This is a genomic window from Sphingomonas pollutisoli, assembly GCF_029167165.1.
In the GTDB taxonomy this organism is placed as follows: Bacteria; Pseudomonadota; Alphaproteobacteria; order Sphingomonadales; family Sphingomonadaceae; genus Sphingomonas; species Sphingomonas pollutisoli.
The window spans coordinates 118,142-138,301 of sequence record NZ_JARFNJ010000007.1; the positions used below are offsets into that span (position 1 = coordinate 118,142).

23 protein-coding genes are annotated in these 20,160 nt (G+C 68.0%); 9 read left to right on the plus strand and 14 right to left on the minus strand.

The genetic code is table 11. The features are described 5' to 3' along the window. Nucleotides 1-28 precede the first annotated feature (28 nt). The 3 genes from accC to aroQ form a co-directional block, all read right to left on the minus strand. On the minus strand, nt 29-1,387 hold the full coding sequence (gene accC / locus PX554_RS16390; RefSeq protein WP_275503535.1) for an acetyl-CoA carboxylase biotin carboxylase subunit: 1,359 nt from the start codon (nt 1,385-1,387) through the stop codon (nt 29-31). 123 nt (nt 1,388-1,510) lie between these two features. Further along, nucleotides 1,511-1,996 (minus strand): acetyl-CoA carboxylase biotin carboxyl carrier protein, encoded by a 486-nt coding sequence (gene accB, locus PX554_RS16395; RefSeq protein ID WP_275503536.1) that lies wholly within the window; start codon nt 1,994-1,996, stop codon nt 1,511-1,513. A 48-nt stretch (nt 1,997-2,044) separates the two neighbouring features. Next, nucleotides 2,045-2,479, minus strand: coding sequence for a type II 3-dehydroquinate dehydratase (gene aroQ / locus PX554_RS16400; protein WP_275503538.1), 435 nt, complete (start codon nt 2,477-2,479; stop codon nt 2,045-2,047). A gap of 162 nt (nt 2,480-2,641) precedes the next feature. Here aroQ and thiS point away from each other — a divergent pair, with 162 nt between their 5' ends. Next, a complete protein-coding gene (gene thiS, locus PX554_RS16405) occupies nt 2,642-3,646 on the plus strand; it encodes a sulfur carrier protein ThiS (protein WP_093224409.1) in 1,005 nt (334 codons plus the stop codon). A gap of 131 nt (nt 3,647-3,777) precedes the next feature. Continuing rightward, a complete protein-coding gene (locus tag PX554_RS16410) occupies nt 3,778-3,948 on the plus strand; it encodes a CsbD family protein (RefSeq protein ID WP_093224411.1) in 171 nt (56 codons plus the stop codon). Nucleotides 3,949-4,005: 57 nt separating this feature from the next. Here PX554_RS16410 and PX554_RS16415 read toward each other — a convergent pair whose 3' ends face one another. The 11 genes from PX554_RS16415 to PX554_RS16465 form a co-directional block, all read right to left on the minus strand. Further along, nucleotides 4,006-5,643 (minus strand): thiamine pyrophosphate-binding protein, encoded by a 1,638-nt coding sequence (locus PX554_RS16415; protein ID WP_275503540.1) that lies wholly within the window; start codon nt 5,641-5,643, stop codon nt 4,006-4,008. A gap of 294 nt (nt 5,644-5,937) precedes the next feature. Then, nucleotides 5,938-6,282, minus strand: coding sequence for a Grx4 family monothiol glutaredoxin (gene grxD / locus PX554_RS16420; RefSeq protein WP_275503543.1), 345 nt, complete (start codon nt 6,280-6,282; stop codon nt 5,938-5,940). 11 nt (nt 6,283-6,293) lie between these two features. After that, a complete protein-coding gene (locus tag PX554_RS16425; RefSeq protein WP_093224414.1) occupies nt 6,294-6,527 on the minus strand; it encodes a BolA/IbaG family iron-sulfur metabolism protein in 234 nt (77 codons plus the stop codon). Then, entirely contained in the window at nt 6,527-6,850 is a 324-nt protein-coding gene (locus tag PX554_RS16430) for a DUF1476 domain-containing protein (protein ID WP_093224415.1), read from the minus strand. The genes PX554_RS16425 and PX554_RS16430 overlap by 1 nt, the downstream gene beginning before the upstream one ends. Nucleotides 6,851-7,010: 160 nt before the next feature. Continuing rightward, nucleotides 7,011-7,622 (minus strand): 3-isopropylmalate dehydratase small subunit, encoded by a 612-nt coding sequence (gene leuD, locus PX554_RS16435; protein ID WP_275503549.1) that lies wholly within the window; start codon nt 7,620-7,622, stop codon nt 7,011-7,013. Between the two features lie 165 nt (nt 7,623-7,787). After that, entirely contained in the window at nt 7,788-9,227 is a 1,440-nt protein-coding gene (gene leuC / locus PX554_RS16440) for a 3-isopropylmalate dehydratase large subunit (protein WP_275503551.1), read from the minus strand. Between the two features lie 75 nt (nt 9,228-9,302). Further along, nucleotides 9,303-10,256: an NAD-dependent epimerase/dehydratase family protein gene (locus PX554_RS16445; RefSeq protein WP_275503553.1), complete on the minus strand. Its 954-nt coding sequence runs from the start codon at nt 10,254-10,256 to the stop codon at nt 9,303-9,305. Nucleotides 10,257-10,293: 37 nt separating this feature from the next. Continuing rightward, nucleotides 10,294-11,181: an alpha/beta hydrolase gene (locus tag PX554_RS16450; protein ID WP_371128284.1), complete on the minus strand. Its 888-nt coding sequence runs from the start codon at nt 11,179-11,181 to the stop codon at nt 10,294-10,296. Next, complete coding sequence (locus PX554_RS16455) at nt 11,178-11,822, minus strand: CoA transferase subunit B (RefSeq protein WP_093224419.1); 645 nt, start codon at nt 11,820-11,822, stop codon at nt 11,178-11,180. Before PX554_RS16455 ends, PX554_RS16450 begins: the two co-directional genes overlap by 4 nt. A 1-nt stretch (nt 11,823) precedes the next feature. Further along, nucleotides 11,824-13,032 (minus strand): HAD family acid phosphatase, encoded by a 1,209-nt coding sequence (locus PX554_RS16460; RefSeq protein ID WP_275503558.1) that lies wholly within the window; start codon nt 13,030-13,032, stop codon nt 11,824-11,826. Next, nucleotides 13,029-13,733, minus strand: coding sequence for a CoA transferase subunit A (locus PX554_RS16465; RefSeq protein WP_093224422.1), 705 nt, complete (start codon nt 13,731-13,733; stop codon nt 13,029-13,031). The genes PX554_RS16460 and PX554_RS16465 overlap by 4 nt, the downstream gene beginning before the upstream one ends. A 147-nt stretch (nt 13,734-13,880) precedes the next feature. Here PX554_RS16465 and PX554_RS16470 point away from each other — a divergent pair, with 147 nt between their 5' ends. The 7 genes from PX554_RS16470 (at nt 13,881) to PX554_RS16500 (ending at nt 20,089) form a co-directional block, all read left to right on the plus strand. Beyond that, complete coding sequence (locus PX554_RS16470) at nt 13,881-14,249, plus strand: BlaI/MecI/CopY family transcriptional regulator (RefSeq protein WP_275503563.1); 369 nt, start codon at nt 13,881-13,883, stop codon at nt 14,247-14,249. Beyond that, on the plus strand, nt 14,246-15,808 hold the full coding sequence (locus PX554_RS16475) for a M56 family metallopeptidase (protein WP_275503565.1): 1,563 nt from the start codon (nt 14,246-14,248) through the stop codon (nt 15,806-15,808). Before PX554_RS16470 ends, PX554_RS16475 begins: the two co-directional genes overlap by 4 nt. A gap of 56 nt (nt 15,809-15,864) precedes the next feature. Then, nucleotides 15,865-16,722, plus strand: coding sequence for an MBL fold metallo-hydrolase (locus PX554_RS16480; RefSeq protein WP_275503838.1), 858 nt, complete (start codon nt 15,865-15,867; stop codon nt 16,720-16,722). Then, nucleotides 16,712-17,437 carry a DUF4230 domain-containing protein gene (locus tag PX554_RS16485; RefSeq protein ID WP_093224428.1) on the plus strand — a complete coding sequence of 242 codons (726 nt, stop codon included), beginning with the start codon at nt 16,712-16,714 and terminating at the stop codon, nt 17,435-17,437. Before PX554_RS16480 ends, PX554_RS16485 begins: the two co-directional genes overlap by 11 nt. Nucleotides 17,438-17,499: 62 nt before the next feature. Next, nucleotides 17,500-18,498 carry a quinolinate synthase NadA gene (gene nadA, locus PX554_RS16490; RefSeq protein ID WP_275503570.1) on the plus strand — a complete coding sequence of 333 codons (999 nt, stop codon included), beginning with the start codon at nt 17,500-17,502 and terminating at the stop codon, nt 18,496-18,498. Nucleotides 18,499-18,632: 134 nt separating this feature from the next. Next, nucleotides 18,633-19,487, plus strand: coding sequence for a hypothetical protein (locus PX554_RS16495; protein ID WP_275503572.1), 855 nt, complete (start codon nt 18,633-18,635; stop codon nt 19,485-19,487). Between the two features lie 71 nt (nt 19,488-19,558). Continuing rightward, entirely contained in the window at nt 19,559-20,089 is a 531-nt protein-coding gene (locus tag PX554_RS16500) for a hypothetical protein (RefSeq protein WP_275503573.1), read from the plus strand. Nucleotides 20,090-20,160: the final 71 nt, after the last annotated feature.

Sequence of the window (20,160 nt, forward strand, 5' to 3'; positions counted from 1 at the left end):
CTTATCAACCCGAGCTCATCCGTGTCCGTCAGTCCTGATTCTCGGGCCGCGCGAGCCAGTCTTCGAGCCACTTGATCGTATAATCCCCCGCGCGGAATTCGGGATCGTCGAGCAGCGCCTGATGGAGCGGGATCGTCGTCTTGACGCCGTCGATCACGAACTCCTCAAGCGCGCGCCGCAGCCGCAGGATACAGCCCTCGCGCGTGCGCCCATAGACGATCAGCTTGGCGATCATCGAATCGTAATAGGGCGGGATGCGATAGCCGGCGTACAGTCCGCTATCGACGCGGACGTGCATGCCGCCCGGCGCGTGGAAATAGTCCACCCGCCCCGGCGACGGGGCGAAGGTGCGCGGGTCTTCGGCGTTGATGCGGCATTCGATCGCGTGGCCGCGGAACTCCAGCTCCTCCTGCCGCACCGACAAGGGATGCCCCTCGGCGATACGGATCTGCTCGCGCACCAGATCCATGCCGGTGATCGCTTCGGTGACGGGATGCTCGACCTGGAGCCGCGTGTTCATCTCGATGAAGTAGAACTCGCCGTCTTCCCACAGGAACTCGATCGTGCCCGCGCCGCGATAGCCCATGTCCGCCATCGCCTTCGCGACGATCCCGCCCATCCGCGCGCGATCCTCGGGGCCGAGCACGGGCGAGGGGGCTTCCTCCAGCACCTTCTGGTGGCGGCGCTGGAGCGAGCAGTCGCGCTCGCCGAGGTGGATCGCCTCGCCCTTGCCGTCGCCGAACACCTGGAACTCGATGTGGCGCGGGTTGCCGAGATATTTTTCGAGATAGACGGTGGCGTCGCCGAACGCGGCCTTCGCCTCGCTGCCGGCCTGCTGCATCAGCGTTTCGAGCTCGTCCTCGGACGCGCACACCTTCATGCCGCGCCCGCCGCCGCCCGACGCGGCCTTGATGATGACCGGATAGCCGATCCGCGCTGCGATCTCGCGCGCCTCGGCGATGTCGCTGACCGCGCCGTCGGAGCCGGGCACCAGCGGCAGCCCGAGCGCGCCGGCGGTGCGCTTTGCCTCCACCTTGTCGCCCATCGTGCGGATATGTTCGGGCTTCGGACCGACGAAGATCAGCCCGTGCGCCTCGACGATCTCGGCGAACTTGGCGTTCTCCGAGAGGAAGCCGTAGCCGGGGTGGATCGCGTCCGCGCCCGAAATCTCCGCCGCCGAGATGATGTTGGGGATGTTGAGATAGCTCTCGCCCGCCGCCGGCGGCCCGATGCAGATCGCCTGATCGGCGAGCCGCACGTGCATCGCATCGGCATCGGCGGTCGAATGCACCGCCACCGTCTGAATGCCCATTTCGTGGCAGGCGCGGTGGATGCGGAGCGCGATCTCGCCGCGATTGGCGATCAGGAGCTTCTTGATTTCAGCCATTGTTGATCGAGACCATGAAAAGGCCAGCCGTTCGCCCTGAGCCTGTCGAAGGGCGTGCAGCGAAAACGGCAGGCGTCAGAATATGTGCTTCGACACGCTCGGCACGAACGGCGGTGGGGTGGTTCATTCCACCACGACGAGCGGCTGATCGAACTCGACCGGCTGGCCATTCTCGACCAGGATCGCCTTCACCGTGCCGGCGGAGGGCGCGACGATCGGGTTCATCACCTTCATCGCCTCGACGATCAGCAGCGTCTCGCCCGCCGCGACGCGGTCGCCGATGCCGACGAACGGCTTGGCGCCCGGCTCGGCGGAGAGATAGGCCGTGCCGACCATCGGCGACTTGACCGCGTTGGCCGCGCTCGGCGCGGGCGACGCGACGATCTCGGCCGCTGCGGTGGCGGCGGCAGCGGGTGCGGCGGCCGCCGGCGCGGCATAATGCATCGGCGCGGCCGCGACGGGCGGCGCCTTGCGCGCGATGCGGATCTTGCGGTCGCCGTCCTCGACCTCAATCTCGGTGAGATCGGTCGCGTCGAGCATCTCGGCGAGCTGGCGGACCAGATCGACATCGATCCGCATCGCGCCGGAGGTTTCTGTGCTATCGGTCATACGACCCCTGTTATCCTGTTCTTGCCCTGAATTCGGTGGCGCGTCCTGTCAGAAGCGCGCGGCGGCTTCAAGCGCCAGCATATACGAATACGCACCGAACCCCGCTATGGTGCCCTTCGCGGCCATTCCGACGTAGCTGTGATGCCGAAATGTCTCGCGCGTGTGCGGGTTCGAGAGGTGGACCTCGATCACCGGCGTCCTGATCCCCTTGATCGCATCATGCACCGCGACCGACGTATGGGTGAACGCGCCGGCGTTGAGCAGCACCGCCCTGGCGCCCACCGCTTGCGCCTCGTGCAGCCAATCGACCAGATGCCCCTCGTGATTGGATTGCCGCACGTCGATCGTCAGGTCGAGCTCGCGGGCGCGATCCTCGAGCATGCCGGCGATGTCGTCGAGCGTGTCGTGGCCATAAATGTCCGGCTCGCGCGTGCCGAGCAGGTTGAGATTGGGGCCGTTGAGGACGAAGATGGTGTCGGGCATCGGACGCTTTCAATTGCGGGCACGGCGCGCACGCCTATATCGTGACGACCATCCTTATCCGTTCGTGCGGAGCGAAGTCGAGAGACCCGCGCACACGGCTCGACTTCGCTCGACACGAACGGCACAGGGCGCGGCGCGCCACCGTAACGCAGGATTCGATATATGCATACAGACGGAACTCTCTCGATTCAGGTCAATGGCGAGCATCGCCGCGTGCGTGCCGGGCTGACGCTGGCCGATCTGGCCGCCGATCTCGGCCTCGCGCCCGAAAAGGTCGCGGTTGAGCGCAATCTGTCGGTGGTACCGCGCTCGACGCTCAAGGATGTGCTGGTGGAGGATGGCGACGAGCTGGAGATCGTGCATTTCGTGGGCGGCGGCGACCATGCCCGCGCGGTCGCGCAGGATACATGGAGCGTGGCGGGCCGCACCTTCCGCTCGCGGCTGATCGTCGGCACCGGCAAGTATAAGGATTTCGCGCAGAACGCCGCCGCGCTCGAGGCATCGGGCGCCGAGATCGTCACCGTCGCGGTGCGGCGCGTCAACGTCTCCGACCCGAACGCGCCGATGCTGACCGACTATATCGACCCGAAGAAGGTGACGTACCTCCCCAATACCGCCGGCTGCTTCGATGCGGAAAGTGCGATCCGCACGCTGCGGCTGGCGCGCGAGGCGGGCGGCTGGGATCTGGTCAAGCTCGAGGTGCTGGGCGAGGCGAAGACGCTGTATCCCGATATGGTCGAGACGTTGCGGGCGACCGAGGTGCTCGCCAAGGAAGGCTTCCTGCCGATGGTCTATTGCGTCGATGATCCGATCGCGGCGAAGCGGCTCGAGAATGCCGGCGCGGTCGCGATCATGCCGCTCGGCGCGCCGATCGGCTCGGGGCTGGGCATCCAGAACCAGGTGACGATCCGGCTGATCGTCGAAGGCGCGGGCGTGCCGGTGCTGGTCGATGCCGGCGTCGGCACCGCGTCGGACGCGGCGGCGGCGATGGAGCTGGGCTGCGACGGGGTGCTGATGAACACCGCGATCGCCGAGGCGAAAGACCCGATCATGATGGCCGCCGCGATGAAGGCGGGCGTCGAGGCGGGGCGGCTCGCCTATCTCGCCGGGCGGATGGGCAAGCGGCGCTATGCCGATCCGTCGAGCCCGCTGTCCGGGCTGATCTGATCCGCCGGACACGCGCGCCGCATATGATCTAAGTTACTGTTTCGGAACCATGACCGCCTTGGTCCGTTGATACTGCGGGAGTGGTAAGCGTCGGCCAACGACGCGCTTTTCACCCACGCAGGAGACAGATCATGGGCGAACTCGGCGACAAGATCAAAGGCAACATCAACGAGGCGATCGGCAAGGTCAAGCAGCAGAGCGACGACCCCGCCACGCGCGACGAAGGTGCCGCGCAGGAGCTGAAAGGCAAGGGCGAGCAGGTCAAGGGCAAGATCAAGGGCGCGCTCGGCGACGACATTTGAGGCCGCGAAAGCGTTAGGAGAGACACGCCGCCCCGGGGGACCGGGGCGGCGTTTTCATTAGGCGTCGCCCGCGAGCATCGCACCCGCGCTGATCGCGCGCATCTCGGTCTTGAGGTGGAGCAGTTTTACACCGCTATGCGCGAGTGCGCGTTCGAGCGCGGGCGCGAACGCCTCGGTGGTCTCCACCGTCTCCGCCCAGCAGCCGTACGCGCGGGCGAGCGCGGCGAAATCGGGGTTGTGCAGCCGCGTCCCGCTCACCCGGCCGGGATAGTCGCGCTCCTGATGCATGCGGATCGTGCCGTAGCCCGCATTGTCGATCACCAGCACCAGCATATCGGCGCCGTGCGCCACGGCCGTCGCGAGTTCCTGACCGTTCATCAGGAAGCAGCCGTCACCCGCGAGCGCGACGACCTGCCGGTCGGGGTGGCGGAGGGCGGCGGCGGTTGCGGCGGGAACGCCATAGCCCATTGCGCCGCAGGTCGGAGCAAGCTGGCTGTGGAGTTCGTAGCGCCAGTAGCGGTGCCACCAGCCCGAATAATTGCCCGCGCCGTTGCAGATGATCGTGTCCGCGGGCAGCCGCGCGCGCATCGCCGCGACGCACGGGCCGAGATCCAGCGCGAGGCCGGGGCGCGGGGCGGGGGTGGACCAGGCGAGATACTCGACGTGCGCTTCGGCGCCGGCGGTGCGCGGCGGCAGGTCGATCGACAGCAGCCCATCCGCGAACGACGCCATGTCCGCGCAGATCGCCAGATCGGCGCGATAGACGCTGCCGAGTTCCTCGGGATCGGGATGCACGTGGACGAGCGTCTGGCCGGGATGCTCGGGCGTGAGCACAGTATAGCCATCGGTGGTTGCCTCGCCCAGCCGCGCGCCGACCACCACCAGCAGATCGGCCGCGCGGATGCGCGCGACGAGCTTCGGATTGGGGCCATAGCCGAGATTGCCAGCCCAGACCGGGCACGTGTTGGGCAGCGCATCCTGCCGCCGGAACGCCGATGCGACCGGCACGCCGCTGCGCTCGGCCCATTGCGCGATGTCGCGCGCCGCCGCATCGTCCCACCCGGCGCCTCCGATGAGCAGCATCGGCCGCTCGGCGCCGCCCAGCGCGCCGCCGAGCGCCGCCATCTGGATCGGATCGGCCGCCTGCGTCACCCGCGTGACGCGCGGCCGATCGACTACCTCGACCACATCCTTGAGCATGTCCTCGGGCAGCGCCAGCACCACCGGCCCCGGCCGCCCGCTGATCGCGGTGGCATAGGCGCGCGCGACATATTCGGGGATGCGGCGGGCGTCGTCGATCCGCGCGGCCCATTTGGCGACGGGCGCGAACATCGCCTCGAAGTTGATTTCCTGAAACGCCTCGCGGTCGCGCGTGCCGCGATCGACGTCGCCGATGAACAGGATCATCGGCTGACTGTCCTGCATCGCGGCATGGACGCCGATCGAGGCGTTGGTCGCGCCCGGCCCGCGCGTCACGAAGGCGATCCCCGGCCGCCCGGTCAGCGTGCCGTCGGCGCAGGCCATGAAGCTTACGCCGCCCTCCTGCCGGCAGACGACGAGGTCGATCACGGGCGTGTCGTGCAGCGCGTCGAGCACCGCGAGGAAGCTCTCGCCGGGGACGGTGAAGATCCGGTCGCATCCCTGCGCGAGCAGTTGATCGACGAGAATGCGGCCGCCGGTGCGCGGATGGGTCATGGCACGTCTCTCAAACGTCTGCCGCTCGGGCGAGCGGATGGGGAAAAGCCGCGACGTATCGGTTCGCCCGAACGTCATTGGACCTGTCGGGAAGCTTTACACCGCCGCGATCCGGCGCGCCGCGTTAACCAGGCCGTGCGAGCAAATCCGCGATCTCGCGCCAATTGGCACGCGCCCTGCAATACACTAATCAGCCGAGCGGAAACGCTTCAGCAGGACGGGCCGATGCTGCCCCCGATCTCGCGTCGGCCCGTCCGCACCCGGCTTTCCCGCGATGCGGACGGTCGATCCCGATCAGGCGGCTTTCACCAGCCCCGCGTCGGTCAGCAACTGGGTGAGCTCGCCGCTCTCGTACATCTCCATCATGATGTCCGAACCGCCGACGAATTCGCCCTTCACGTAGAGCTGGGGGATCGTCGGCCAGTCCGAGAACGCCTTGATGCCCTGGCGCACGGCCTGGTCCTGCAGCACGTCGACGCTGTCGAACTCGACGCCGACATGGTTGAGGATCGCCACGGCGCGGCTCGAAAAGCCGCACTGCGGGAAGAGCGGGCTGCCCTTCATGAACAGGAGCACGTCGCTCTTGCCGACCATCTCGGCGAGGCGAGCCTGGGTCTCGCCACTGGTTTCGGTGGTCATCTGGATATCCTTCACTCTGGTACGGCGGTGGTAAGCTGGAGCGCGTGGAGAACGCCGCCCATGCGTTCACCGAGCGCGGCATAGACGGCACGCTGCTGCTTGAGGCGCGGCAGGCCGCGGAACGTCTCGCTGGTGACGCGCGCGGCCCAATGGTCGCCATCCCCGGCGAGGTCGGTCATCACGACCTGCGCATCGGGGATCGCCGCGACGATCAGCGCCTCGATCTCATGGGCGGCCATCGGCATTATTCGGAGGCCATCAACTGGCGGCGCGCCTCGACGGTATGCTCGTCGATCGCGCGGCGCACCATCGCCTCGTCGCACGCGATATCCGCGGCGGTCAGGTCGCCGAGCAGCTTGCGCACGACATCGTCGTCACCCGCTTCCTCGAAGTCTGCATGCACGACCGAGGTGGCATACGCGTCGGCCTCGGCCTTGGTCAGCTTCATCAGCTCCGCCGCCCAATAGCCGAGCAGGCGGTTGCGCCGCGCGACGATGCGGAACGCCATCTCCTCGTCGCGTGCGAACTTCGCCTCGAACGCCCGCTCGCGCTCGTCGAATGTGGTCATCTGGCTCTCCCCTCGGGCCGCAAAATCTCCTGACCGAGATAGGGAAGGCGATGGGGTGGCGCAACTGGGCGTTAGGCCGCCGATCCGTTCGTCCCGAGCGACGTCGAGGAACATCCCCGGCGCGCAGGTGTCTCGACTGCGCTCGACACGAACGGTTGGTTTATGCCGCCGCGCTCGCGTGGAAGCGTTCGCCTGCCATGAACGGGCGATCGTGCGCCACCGCAGTTTCATAGCTTGCGATCGCGGCATCGCGCGCCAGCGTCAGCCCGACCTCGTCGAGACCTTCCATCAGGCACTGGCGGCGGAACGGATCGAGCTCGAACGCGAAGCGGTCCTGGAAGGGCGTGGTGACGGTCATGGTTTCGAGATCGACCGAGACGCTGTCGGTCTTCGCCACCTCGACCAGCCGATCGACCGCATCCTGCGGCAGCACGACGGTGACGATGCCGTTCTTGAACGCATTGCCGGAAAAGATGTCCGAGAAGCTCGGCGCGATCACTGCGGCGATCCCCATGTCGGCGAGCGCCCAGGCGGCATGTTCGCGGCTCGATCCGCAGCCGAAATTGTCGCCCGCGATCAGCACCGGCGCGCCGGCATAGCGCGGATCGTCGAAGATGTTGCCCGGCTCCGCGCGCACCGTCTCGAACGCGCCTTTGCCCAGCCCCTCGCGCGTGACCGTCTTCAGCCAGTGCGCGGGGATGATGACGTCGGTGTCGATGTTCTTCGCGCCCCACGGATAGGCGCGGCCGGAGACTTGGGTGACGGGCTTCATCGGACGAGTGCCTTCAAGGAACGAAAGTGTCTGCCTGCTTGACGCCGACGCCGCCGGCGCGTCAGCGTTCGCCGCTGGTCAGCGTCAGGTTCGGGCGCGCCGTCGCGGCATACGCCGCGACGCCGCTGACGATGGTGCCCATGATCAGCAAGATAAGTGCGCGCTTCATGCCTGTACCCCCAAATCGAACTCGCGGACGTCACTCAACCGGCCGTTGATCGCGGCCGCAGCCGCCATCGCCGGTGAAACCAGATGCGTCCGCGCACCCGGCCCCTGCCGTCCTACGAAATTCCGATTCGAAGTGGAAGCGCAGCGTTCGCCGGGCGGCACCTTGTCCGGGTTCATCGCCAGGCACATCGAACAGCCCGGCTCGCGCCATTCGAAGCCGGCGTCGCGGAAGATGCGATCGAGCCCCTCGGCCTCGGCCTGGCGCTTGACCAGGCCCGAGCCGGGCACGACCAGCGCGCGCACGCCCGCGGCGACATGGCGGCCGCCCGCGATCGCGGCGGCGGCGCGCAGATCCTCGATGCGACTGTTGGTGCAACTGCCGATGAAGACATGCTGGACCGGCACCTCGGCGATCGGCGTGCCGGGGGCGAGGCCCATATAGTCGAGCGATTTTTGCGCCGCGACCCGCTTCGACGGATCGGCGAAACTCTCGGGATCGGGCACCACGCCGGTGATCGGCACGACGTCCTCGGGCGAGGTGCCCCAGGTCAGCGACGGCGCGATCTGCGTGGCGTCGATCAGGATGGTGCGGTCGTAGCGCGCGCCCGGATCGGTCGGCAGCGTGCGCCAATAGGCGACCGCCGCATCCCATGCCGCGCCCTTCGGCGCCATCGGCCGACCTTTGAGATAGGCGAACGTCGTCTCGTCGGGCGCGATCAGCCCGGCGCGCGCGCCGCCCTCGATCGACATGTTGGCGATCGTCAACCGGCCCTCGATCGACATGTCGCGGATCGTCGAGCCGGTATATTCGATGACATGGCCGGTGCCGCCGGCGGTGCCGATCCGCCCGATGACGTGGAGGATCACGTCCTTCGGCGTAACGCCCACACCGAGCTTGCCCTCGATCCGCACCTCGAACGTCTTCGACGGGCTGAGCAGCAAGGTCTGCGTGGCGAGCACATGCTCGACCTCGGAGGTGCCGATCCCGAACGCGAGCGCGCCGAGCGCGCCATGCGCCGAGGTGTGGCTGTCGCCGCATACCAGCGTCGTGCCGGGCAGGGTGAAGCCCTGTTCGGGGCCGACGACATGGACGATGCCCTGCTCGGGCGCGACCGCGTCGATATAATCGACGCCGAAGTCGCGCGTGTTGCGCTCGAGCGCGTCGAGCTGCTGCGCGCTCTCCGGGTCGGTGATCGGCAGGCGGTGGCCGGTGGCATCGACGCGCGGCGTGGTCGGCAGGTTGTGGTCGGGCACCGCGAGCGTGAGATCGGGGCGTCGCACCGTGCGGCCGTTGGCGCGCAAGCCCGCGAAGGCCTGCGGGCTGGTCACCTCATGGACGAGGTGACGATCGATATAGATGAGGCACGTCCCGTCGTCGCGCTTTTCGACGACATGCGCGTTCCAGATTTTCTCGTACAGCGTTTGCGGGTTCGACATGCGCGCGCTTTAACGCTTTGATGCGCGATCGCAACCTCAGACTGCATGTTCATTGCGCAAGTCGGAAATCCGCGGTCAACCCGCCTCCTTGGGCGAGAGATACGCCGGATCGTGCGTGACCGGCGAGGGCGCCTGGTCGCGCAGCGCGGCGAGTTGCTCGGCGAAGCCGGTGCGGCAGCGAAAGCCGAGCACGCGCTCGGCAAGGCCGGCATCGTACACACGGTCGATCCGCTCGGGCAGCGACCAGCCGCGTGCGGCATACAGCGCCGGGGCATCGGGGAAGATGCGGGCGATCACCGCCGCCGCGTCCGTCTTCAGCGCGGCGCAATCGGCACGTGTGAACGGCGTGGGCGCCGACAGGATGAAAGTGCCGAAGCCGATCTCGGGCGCGCGCTCCAGCGCAAGCAGATGCGCGTCCGCCGCATCCTCCACGGTGAGGCGGCGGTGAAGCAGTTCGTTCGCCTTCATGTTCTCGCCGTCGGGCGCGCGGTGCGTGTCGTCATCCTCGGGAAAGAAGCGCCCGGTGCGCAGGATCACTACGGGCAGGCGATGCTCGTCATGGATCAGCCGACACATCTGCTCGGCGGCGAGCTTGGTGATGCCGTAGATGTTGCGGGGTTCGAGCGGGGCGAGGCTTTCGTCTATCCACACCGCTTCGTTCGCGGTGCCCGCGCGGATCGCGGCGGAGATCATCAGCGACGTGGTCGAGATGAAGACGAAGCGGCTCGCGCCATGCGCCACCGCCGCTTCGAGCAGGTGGAGCGTCCCGCTGACGTTGACGTCGATGAACGCCTGACGCGGATAGCGGACGATGTCTGGCTTGTGGAGCGCGCCGCCGTGGATCACCGCGTCGAAGCAATGCTCCGCGAACAATCGCTCGACGCACGCGCGGTCGGCGACGCTGCCGATCACGTCGGTGTCGATGCCCGGCGCGACGTCCAGCCCGGTGACGCTGTGCCCGGCTTCGCGCAGGCGCGGCGCGAGGAAGCGGCCGAGCCAGCCTGACGATCCCGTGAGCAGCACGCGCATCTCGAAGTTCCCCCCTGTTCAGGTCGCCGGCATGGCCTTACCGCCCGATCACCCCGTGCAGAAAGGCCGCGCTGTCCGCGAGCACCGCCGCCTTGCGCCGGAACGGCACCGACAGCGCCATCACCACCTCCTCATGGCTGAGCCTCGGGTAGCTGCGCAAGGTCACCGGCGCGCCGAGCGTATCGAGTCGCTGCGCGAGGCTGATCGCATTGCGCGGCTCGACCTCGGTATCGCCGGACGAGGTGACGAGCAGCATCGGCGGTGCATCGGCGCGCGCGTAGGCGATCGGCTGCGTGGTCCGTGGATCGGCGGTTCCCTTGAACGCCGCGATCGCGCGCGGCGAGGTCCACGGATAGAAATCATACGGTCCCGACAGGCCGACCACCGCCTTGATCGTGTTCGGTGGCAGCTTTTGCGCCGCCAGATAGCGCCGATCGAGCGCGAGCAGCGCGATGATGTGCGACCCGGCCGAATGCCCCGCCAGCGCGATCCGATCGGGATCGCCGCCGTAGGCCGCGATATGATCGTGCGTCCATTTCACCGCCTCGGCGCCATCCTCGACGAAGGCGGGGAAGCGCACCGCCGGCACCTTGCGGTAATCGGGCACCACCACGACGAACCCCCGTCTGGCGAACGCCCGCGCCGCGAAGCGATAGCCGTCGCGCGATCCCGCCGCCCAGCCGCCGCCATAGAAGAAGATCACCACCGGCAGCTTCGCGTGCGCCGGATATGCGGGCCGCCACACGTCGAGCGTCTGGCCGTGGCCGCCGAACGGCACCGCGACGCCGGGCCGAGCGGTGCCCCAGCCGCCGCCCATCGCGCCGTCGAGCAGGCTGAGCTGACCCGGTGGCGAGAGCAGCCTGAGCACCGCCACCAGCCCGACCGCGACCGCCAACAGGCCGATCGCGGCGATGCGCAGGATCACGCGATGGCGCTGGTGTAATGCGCGGTGGTCTTGGCGGCGACCTCGTCGGCGGTCACGCCGGGGGCGAGTTCGATCAGCTCGAACGGGCTGTCATGGTCGGGCCGGCGGAACACGCACAGATCGGTGACGATCATGTCGACGACGTTCTTGCCGGTCAGCGGCAGCGTGCAGGCCGGGATGAACTTGGGGTCGCCGTTCTTGGCTGTATGCTCCATCACGACGATGATCTTCTTGACGCCGGCGACGAGATCCATCGCCCCGCCCATGCCCTTGATCATCTTGCCGGGGATCATCCAGTTGGCGATGTCGCCATTCTCGGCGACCTCCATCGCGCCGAGCACGGTCAGATCGATATGCCCGCCGCGAATCATCGCGAAACTGTCCGACGACGAGAAATAGGCGCTTTGCGGCAGTTCGCTGATCGTCTGCTTGCCCGCGTTGATGAGATCGGCGTCCTCCTCGCCCGCATAGGGGAAAGGGCCGATGCCAAGCATGCCGTTTTCCGACTGGAGCGTCACCTCGACGCCCTCGGGGATATGGTTCGCGACCAGCGTCGGGATGCCGATGCCGAGATTGACGTAGAAGCCGTCCTGCAGCTCGCGCGCGGCGCGCGCCGCCATGTCGTCACGGGTCCAGGCCATGTTATTTCTCCGTGGGAGCGGGGTCGGGGGGCGGTGCCGCGCCGGGTGTCCAGCGTTTGTCGGCGGGGAAGATGTCCGCCTGCGTGCCGTTGACGGCGGTGCCATACGCCGGATTGGGCAGCATGAACCAGCCATGCCCCCAGAGCAGATAGATTTCGCGGCCCGCCGTGAGCTGGCGCCGTTCCGACAGGGTGATGTCGCCAGCGTTGAACAGGTCGCTGAAATCGCCGAGCTGATCGCCGACCATCGCGATCACGCAATAATGCACCGAAATGTCCTGCCGGCGCGCGTCCTTGCCGTTGCCGGTGCTGCCGCTGTCGCCTTTCAGCCACAGGTTGGTGCCATAAGCGACCGGGCCGACGCCGAGGCCGTTGAGCATCGCGGCGGTCTTGTCCGCGTTCGCGCCCGAGCGGTTGCTGTTGAAGATCACTTCGACATGCGCGTCGCGCGCGACCTTGATCGCTTCCGCGACGCCGGGCGCGAGTGACACCGCCTTGCTGCCCGAGCGTTCCCACGCTTCCCAGCGTGCCGCGCTGTAGCCGCCGCCCGCGGCGAGGCTCGCCTGTTCGAAGCCGAGGTTGAACACCACCGTCTCGTCGATATCGAACACGACCGCCATCGGCTTCTGGTCGCATGGCAGGAAGCTCGGATTCTGGAGCGTCGCGCCGGGCGCGAGCACGACCGAATGGACGATATGCCCGATCGCGCGATCCGAGGTGACGCCGAGCAGATAGTTTTCGAGCGCGATATAGGTCTGCAGATATTGCGCCGCCGCCTCGCCCGAGCCGTAGAGATACTGCATCCCCGCCGGCACCGCCGTCGCGGAACGCGGCGGTGGCGGCGGCGGCGTGGCCCCGCGCTTGCGCCTGCGCGGCGCGACATAGGTGCGCGACGCGGCGGGCGCCTCGTCGTCCTGTGCGGACGCCTGCTGGAGCGCGATGTCGGTGCCGCCGCCGGGCTGGAGCATCGCCGCGTGGATCGGCGCGGGCGCGGTCTCCGGGCCGGCGAAGGCGGCGGGGATCACCGGCGGCGCGCTCGCGGCGGCGCTGGCATAGGCGGCGAGATCGGTGTCGGTCTCGATCCGTCCGTTGAGGCGCGCGTCATAATGGCGCCGCCCCATGATATCGGCCGCCATCGGGATCGCCGCGGCGCAGCCCTGCAACAGCGCCAGTGCCGCCAGCGACCCCGTGAGGGCGAGGAGTCGCTTCACGCAGCGCGTTCCCGGACGGTGCGGAATTCGATCTTCTTGTCATAGGGGCTGCCGACGATCAGCCGCTGCACGTAGATGCCGGGCAGGTGGATCGAATCGGCGCCGAGGCTGCCGACCGGCACGATCTCCTCGACCTCGGCGACGCACACCTTGCCCGCGGTCGCCATTGGCTGGTTGAAGTTGCGCGCGGTCTTGCGGAAGATCAGATTGCCGGTGCTGTCGGCCTTCCAGCCCTTGATGATCGCGAGATCGGCGCGGATTCCGCGCTCGAGGATATAGTCCTCGCCGTCGAAGCTCTTCACTTCCTTGCCCTCGGCGACGAGCGTGCCGACGCCGGTCTTGGTGTAGAAGCCGGGAATGCCCGCACCGCCCGCGCGGCAGCGCTCGGCGAGCGTGCCCTGCGGGCAGAATTCCACCTCGAGCTCGCCCGAAAGATACTGCCGCTCGAACTCCTTGTTCTCGCCGACATAGGAGGAGATCATCTTCTTGACCTGGCGGGTGCGCAGCAGCTTGCCCAGGCCCTCGCCGTCGATGCCGGCGTTGTTGCTGGCGATGGTGAGATCCTTGGTGCCCGCGTCGCGGATCGCGTCGATCAGCCGTTCGGGGATGCCGCAGAGGCCGAAGCCGCCCGCGCAGATCGTCATGCCGTCCTGAAGCAGCCCCTCTAAAGCGGCGGCGGCGTTCGGGTAGAGCTTCTGCATGCGTGTCCCTCCAACATCCGGCGGATAGGGGTGCGGTGCAGCACTGGTCAAGAGACGCGCGCAGGATTCGCCGCGACGGCACGCCGCCGATCTTGACTACACACGTAGTCAGTGCGATTACACGTGTAGTCATTACGGGAGCGAGTCGTGGCCGAACGGATCAGCGATGCCGAACATGCGGTGATGGAGGTGCTGTGGGACGATAGCCCGCTCACCGCGCAGGATGTGGCCGAACGGATCGCGCCGGGGCGCGACTGGTCCGCCAACACCGTCAAGACGCTGCTCGGCCGGCTGCTCGCCAAGAACGTGATCGCGCACGAGGCCGATGGCCGGCGCTATCTCTACCGCCCGCTGGTCGCGCGCGAAGACTATGTCGCGGGCGAATCGCGGCGGCTGATCGACCGGCTGTTCGGTGGGAGGCTCACGCCGCTGGTCGCGCATCTCGCCGAGCGGGATGCGCTGTCCGCGCAGGACATCACCGAGATCGAGGCGCTGCTCAAGGCGCTCAAGCCATGATCGGCTGGGCACTCGAGGCGCTCGCCGGCTCCGCCGTGCTGATGGCGTTGGTGATGGCGATCCGCGGGCCGGTGCGCCGCGCGTTCGGGCCGGATGTCGCTTATGCGCTGTGGGCGCTGCCGGTGTTGCGGCTGTGCCTGCCACCGCTGCCCCGGACCGTGTCCGAGAGCGTGCGCCACGCCGCGATCCTGCCGGTCGCGCAGGCGGGCGAGCCGGTCACCGTCTTGCTTGCGGCACCGGCACGGGTCGCGGCGCAGTCGATCGGCTGGGAGGCGATCGTGCCGGTACTGGCGACCGCGTGGCTGGTCGGCGCGCTCGGTTTCGCCGGCTGGCATGTTCTGGCGCACCGCCGCTTCTGCAAGGATCTGCTCGCCGCTGCCCGGCCGCTCGAAGAGCGTGACGGCGTGGACGTGATCGAGACACCGGCGGCGCGAGGGCCGCTCGCCTTCGGCATCCGGCGCCGCTACGTCGCCTTCCCGACCGATTTCGGGGCCTTGTACGATCCCGCCGAGCGCGATCTCGCGCTGGCGCACGAACTCGGCCACCACGCGCGCGGCGATCTGATCTCCAACTGGGTCGCGCTGGCGGTGCTCGCGCTGCACTGGTTCAACCCGCTCGCCTGGTACGCCTTCCGCGCGTTCCGCAGCGATCAGGAGGTGGCGAACGATGCGCGCGTGCTCGCCGGCCGCCCCGCGATCACCCGCCACACCTATGCCTGCGCGATCCTGAAAGCGGCGCATGGCGGCGCGGTCTCGGCGGCCTGCCACCTCCACACCATCGATGATCTGAAAGGGAGACTGAGGATGCTGACCACCCGCCGCATTTCCCGCGTCCGCCTGGCCGGCGGCGCCGCGACCATCGCGCTGCTCGGCGCCGCCGCTCTGGGGCTGACCGCCTCGGGCACGCAGGCCGCCGAGCATGTCCGAACGCGGGTGAAGACGGTGACGGGGATCGATATCGCCTCGCTTGACCGGATGCCTGCGATGCCGGCGATCGCCGCGCTCGCCCCGGAGTCGTCAAACGTGCCGGTCGCTCCCCAAGCGTCGGCGGAGGTGCGAATTGTTCCGCCGGCCTCGTCGGATGTGCCGGTCGTTCCGCCAGCGTCTTCCGACGTGCCGATCGCGCCGGTCGTGCCGCCGGTGTCGCCATTGTCCCCCGCCGCGCCGGTGCGGCCCGTGCCGCCCGTACCGCCGGTCGCGCTTTCGGATCGGGATTGGCACGGCATCGGCGATGTCGCCGCCAACGTGCCGCGCGTGATCTCCGCCAACTGCGGCGGCCCTGACAAGCCGACCGTCATCCGGGAAGAGCATGACGGCAAGCGCAGCATCACGATCTGCACCGACCGAATCGAGCGCGCGGCGGCGCGCGGCGCGGAACTGGCCGCGAAGAGCGCGGTGATCCAGCGCAACGCCTATCGCTCCGCGCTCGTCGGATTGCGCCGGGCGCGCGTCACCATCATGGGCAACACGCACATGCCCGACGATGCCCGCCGCGACGCGTTGCGGTCGATCGAAGGTTCGATCGCCGAGATGGAATCGGATATCGCCCGCGCCGATTGACCGGCACGCCGGGCGCGGACTTGCGTTCCGCGTCCGGCGCCGCCACATCGACCGGCATGGACGCGCAGCACACCGGCACTTCGCAAGCGCTAGAGCCGCGCGTCGCGCGGGTGCTCGCGCCCAACCCGTCGCCCTTCACCTATACCGGCACGCAGACCTATCTGGTCGGCACCACCGATCTCGCCGTGATCGATCCCGGCCCCGACCTGCCCGAGCATCTCGACGCGATCGTCGCCGCCATCGCCGGACGGCCCGTCACAGCGATCGTTATCACCCACACCCACCGCGATCACAGCCCGGCCTCGCGTCCGCTCGCCGCGCTGACCGGCGCGCCGATCGTCGGCTGCGCGCCGCTCGTCGTCGCCGATACGGGGCCGCGCCTAGAAGCGGGGTTCGACCCCGATTACGCGCCCGACCGCATCCTCGCCGATGGCGAGGCGGTGGCGGGGCAGGGCTGGACGCTGCGCGCGGTCCATACCCCCGGCCACACCTCCAACCACCTGTGTTTCGCGCTGGAGGAGACCGGCGCGCTGTTCACCGGCGATCATGTGATGGGCTGGTCGACCAGCGTCGTCGCGCCGCCCGATGGCGACATGGCCGCGTATATGGCGAGCCTCGACCGGCTGATGCACCGCGAGGACCGTATCTATTACCCCGCCCACGGCGACCCGATCGAAAACCCGCGCCGGCTGGTGCGCGGCATGATGGGTCACCGCAAGCAGCGCGAAGGGCAAATCCTCCGGCTACTGCGCGAGGGGTCGCGCCCGGTGCCCGACATGGTCGAGCGGATGTACGCCGGGCTCGATCCCAGGCTGTTCCCCGCCGCCGGCCGCTCGGTGCTCGCGCATCTGATCGATCTGCGCGCGCGCGGGCTGGTGACCGAGGATTCCGAAACCTGGTCCTATGCCGGTTGAATCGCCGCGCCCCGCCGCCTGGCTGATCCCCGCGCTGGCCGGCGCGGTCGTGCTGGCGGTGGTGATCGCGCTCGGGGTCGGCGGCTATCTTGCCTATCAGCGCTATACGGTGCGCTACACGGTCGAGCGCGAGAGCGACGGGCTGGTCGTCTCCAAGGTGGTCGATGCGCGGCTCGCCGGCGCGACCGATCTGCGCGTCAGCCGCCTGACCGGCACGGTGCAGGCGACCGCCTCCGATACGGGCTGGGGTGGCATCCTGCCCTCGGGGCTGGTGTTCAAGGCGCCGTTCGAGGCGGATTATTTCGTCGACCTCGCCAAGCTCGATCGCGGCCATTTCTTCTGGAACGCCAAGACCAAGACGCTGATCGTGACCCCGCCCGACGTGCGCGTCGACAGCGTCAACGTCGACGAAGGCCGCGCGACGGTCGATCAGGCGACCGGCCTCATCGTCACGCGCGGCGCGATGGCGCGGCTGCGCCAGCGCGCCTCGTCGCGCGCCGCGCAGGTCGTGCGGGGCGAGGCGGGGAGCGCGAAGAACATGGTGCGCGCGCGCGAGAATGCCCGGCGCGAGATCGCCGATCTGTACCAGCGCCCGTTGACCATCGCGGGCGTCGATGCGCACGTCGTCGTCCAGTTCGAGGGCGAGGGCGGCCGCAACACCGAACAATGGGACCGCAGCCGATCGATCGAGGAGATTCTCGCCGAGGGGCGGTGAGCGATCGCGGCTGACAACCGCCGCGCGACTCCCTATCTGGGCGCGCGAGGGAGACTTTGCGCATGACCGTCCAGACTCAAGACCTGCAAGGACTCGACCTGCGCGCCGAGATCGACCGACTGCGCAAGGAGCGCAACGCCGTCATCCTCGCGCATTATTATCAGAAGCCCGAGATCCAGGATCTCGCCGATTTCGTCGGCGACAGTCTCGATCTGTCGCGCAAGGCACAGGCGACGGACGCCGACGTGATCGCCTTCTGCGGCGTGCGCTTCATGGCCGAGACCGCCAAGATCCTCTCCCCCGAGAAGATCGTCGTGCTGCCCGACATGGATGCCGGGTGCAGCCTCGAGGATAGCTGCCCGCCCGAGCAGTTCGCCGCGTTCCGCGCCGCGCACCCCGATCACATCGCGCTGACCTACATCAACTGCTCGACCGAGGTGAAGGCGCTCTCCGACGTGATCGTCACCTCGTCGTCGGCGGAGAAGATCCTCAGCCAGATTCCGCCCGAGCAGAAGATCATCTTCGGCCCCGACAAGAATCTCGGCGGCTATCTCGCGCGCAAGACCGGGCGCGACATGCTGCTGTGGCCGGGCGTGTGCATCGTCCACGAGGCGTTCAGCGAGACCGAGCTGCTCAAGCTCCAGATCGAGCACCCCGGCGCGCCGATCGCCGCGCATCCCGAATGCCCGCCCTATATCCTCGATCACGCCGATTATGTCGGATCGACCAGCGGCATCCTCGCCTTCGCCGATTCGATGCCCGGCGACACGCTGATCGTCGCGACCGAGCCGCACATCATCCACCAGATGCAAAAGGCCGCGCCCGCCAAGACCTTCATCGGCGCGCCGGGTGCCGACGGCAATTGCAACTGCAACATCTGTCCGTACATGGCGCTCAACACGCTCGAGAAACTGTATATCGCGCTGCGCGACCTCACCCCGCGCGTCGAGATCGAGGAAGGGCTGCGGCTGCGCGCCAAGAAGAGCCTCGACGCGATGCTGGCGATGGCCTCGGGCACGGTCGGGCTGGGCGATCTGGGGCCGCTCAAAGTCTCCCAATAATGCTACACGCTCCCCTCCTTCCGGGGAGGGGAGAAGATCTCGCCAAGGTCATCGTCACATCGGCGACAATAAGGCTTGCCTACAGCGATTGATCGGCAGAAGACGCGGGACAGTCACTGTGGGGGAGGCTGTCGATGAGCGTGGCCGCTGCCGTTCGGGCGAGCGATATCGTTTCGCGTTTCGCGCCAAGCGCGAAGGATGCATATAAACAGGCGTTCCAACAGGGCGATGCGCTGCTCGCCAAGAGCGGCATCACCACGCCGCTAAGACTTGCGCATTTCATGGCGCAGGTGCTGCATGAGACCGGCGGGCTGACCATCCTGGTCGAAAGCGGCGACTATTCCGCCAAGAACCTCGGCGATATGTGGGATTCGGGCAATTGGCACAAATATTTCACCAATCGCGCCGCCTGCGTCGAGATGGCGGAGCAGTGCAAGCGCGATCACGGCGTCGCTCTGTTCAGCCTCGTCTATGGCAATCGCATGGGCAACGGGCCGCCGGCCTCGAAGGACGGCTGGACGTATCGCGGGCGCGGCATTCTCCAGACGACGGGCCGCGCCAGCTATGCCGATTTCGGAAAGCGCTGTGGCGTCGATTTCGTCGGCCACCCCGATCTCGTCGCGTCGGGCGATCACGCGCTCAAGCCCGCGCTCGCCGAATGGGACGACAAGCATTGCAATGTCGCCGCCGATCACAATGACATCGAACTGGTGACGAGGCTCGTCAACGGCGGGCTCGTCGGGCTGGCCGGGCGCAGGAAATGGTTCGCGAAGATCTGGCCGTTCGTGATCGGCGCACCGCCGGTCGAACATTCGACCGAATTCCGCGTTCAGGCCGCGCTCGATGCCGCCGGGTTCGATTCGGGCGATCCCGATGGAGTGATCGGCGCGACCACGCGCGCCGCGATCCTCGGCTATCGCGCCAAGATGAAACTGCCGCTCACGCCCGCGATCAGCAACGATCTGCTGCTGTCGCTCGGTATCGGCTGATCTCGCCGCACCGCGCACGCCGCGCGTGACAAGTCCCGAGAGTGTCGCCAAACTGTCATCAGGAGGTGATCTTGGCGACTCAGTCTCTCTCCCGCACCGAAGCGCGGCCGGTGGCGATCATCGACTTCGCGGCGTCGTGCCTGCCCGAAGCGGGGGAATCCTATCCGATCGAGGTCGCGCTGGCGAAGGTCGATGGCACCACGCGAAGCTGGCTGATCCGCCCGGCCGCCGAGTGGCGATATTGGGACTGGTCGCCCGAGGCCGAGCATCTCCACGGTATCAGCCGCACGATGCTGTCCGAGCGGGGGCAGCATCCGCAGCAAGTCCTGGACGAATTGATGGCCGAGGCCGCCGGCTGCGAAGTCTATGCCGATTGCGATCTCGATGCCTATTGGCTCGAGGTGCTCGCGCAGGCGTGCGGCCGCGCCGCGCCGTTCCGGGTGCGCTATCTGGGCGAATTGCTGTGCGCGCGCGGCGTGTCGCGCGGCGATGTCGTCGCGGCGCTCGATCGTGCCGGGCGGCTGTTGCCGTCCGAGCCTGTCGCGCGTGGCGACGCGAGCCGGCTCGCGCTCGCGGTGCGGTTGCTCGCCCCCGTGGGCTGAACCGGGAGTCTTCCGCCCGAACGGCCTCCGCTTGCATCAATGTGGTCGCCATTCATGAATGTACGGCATAG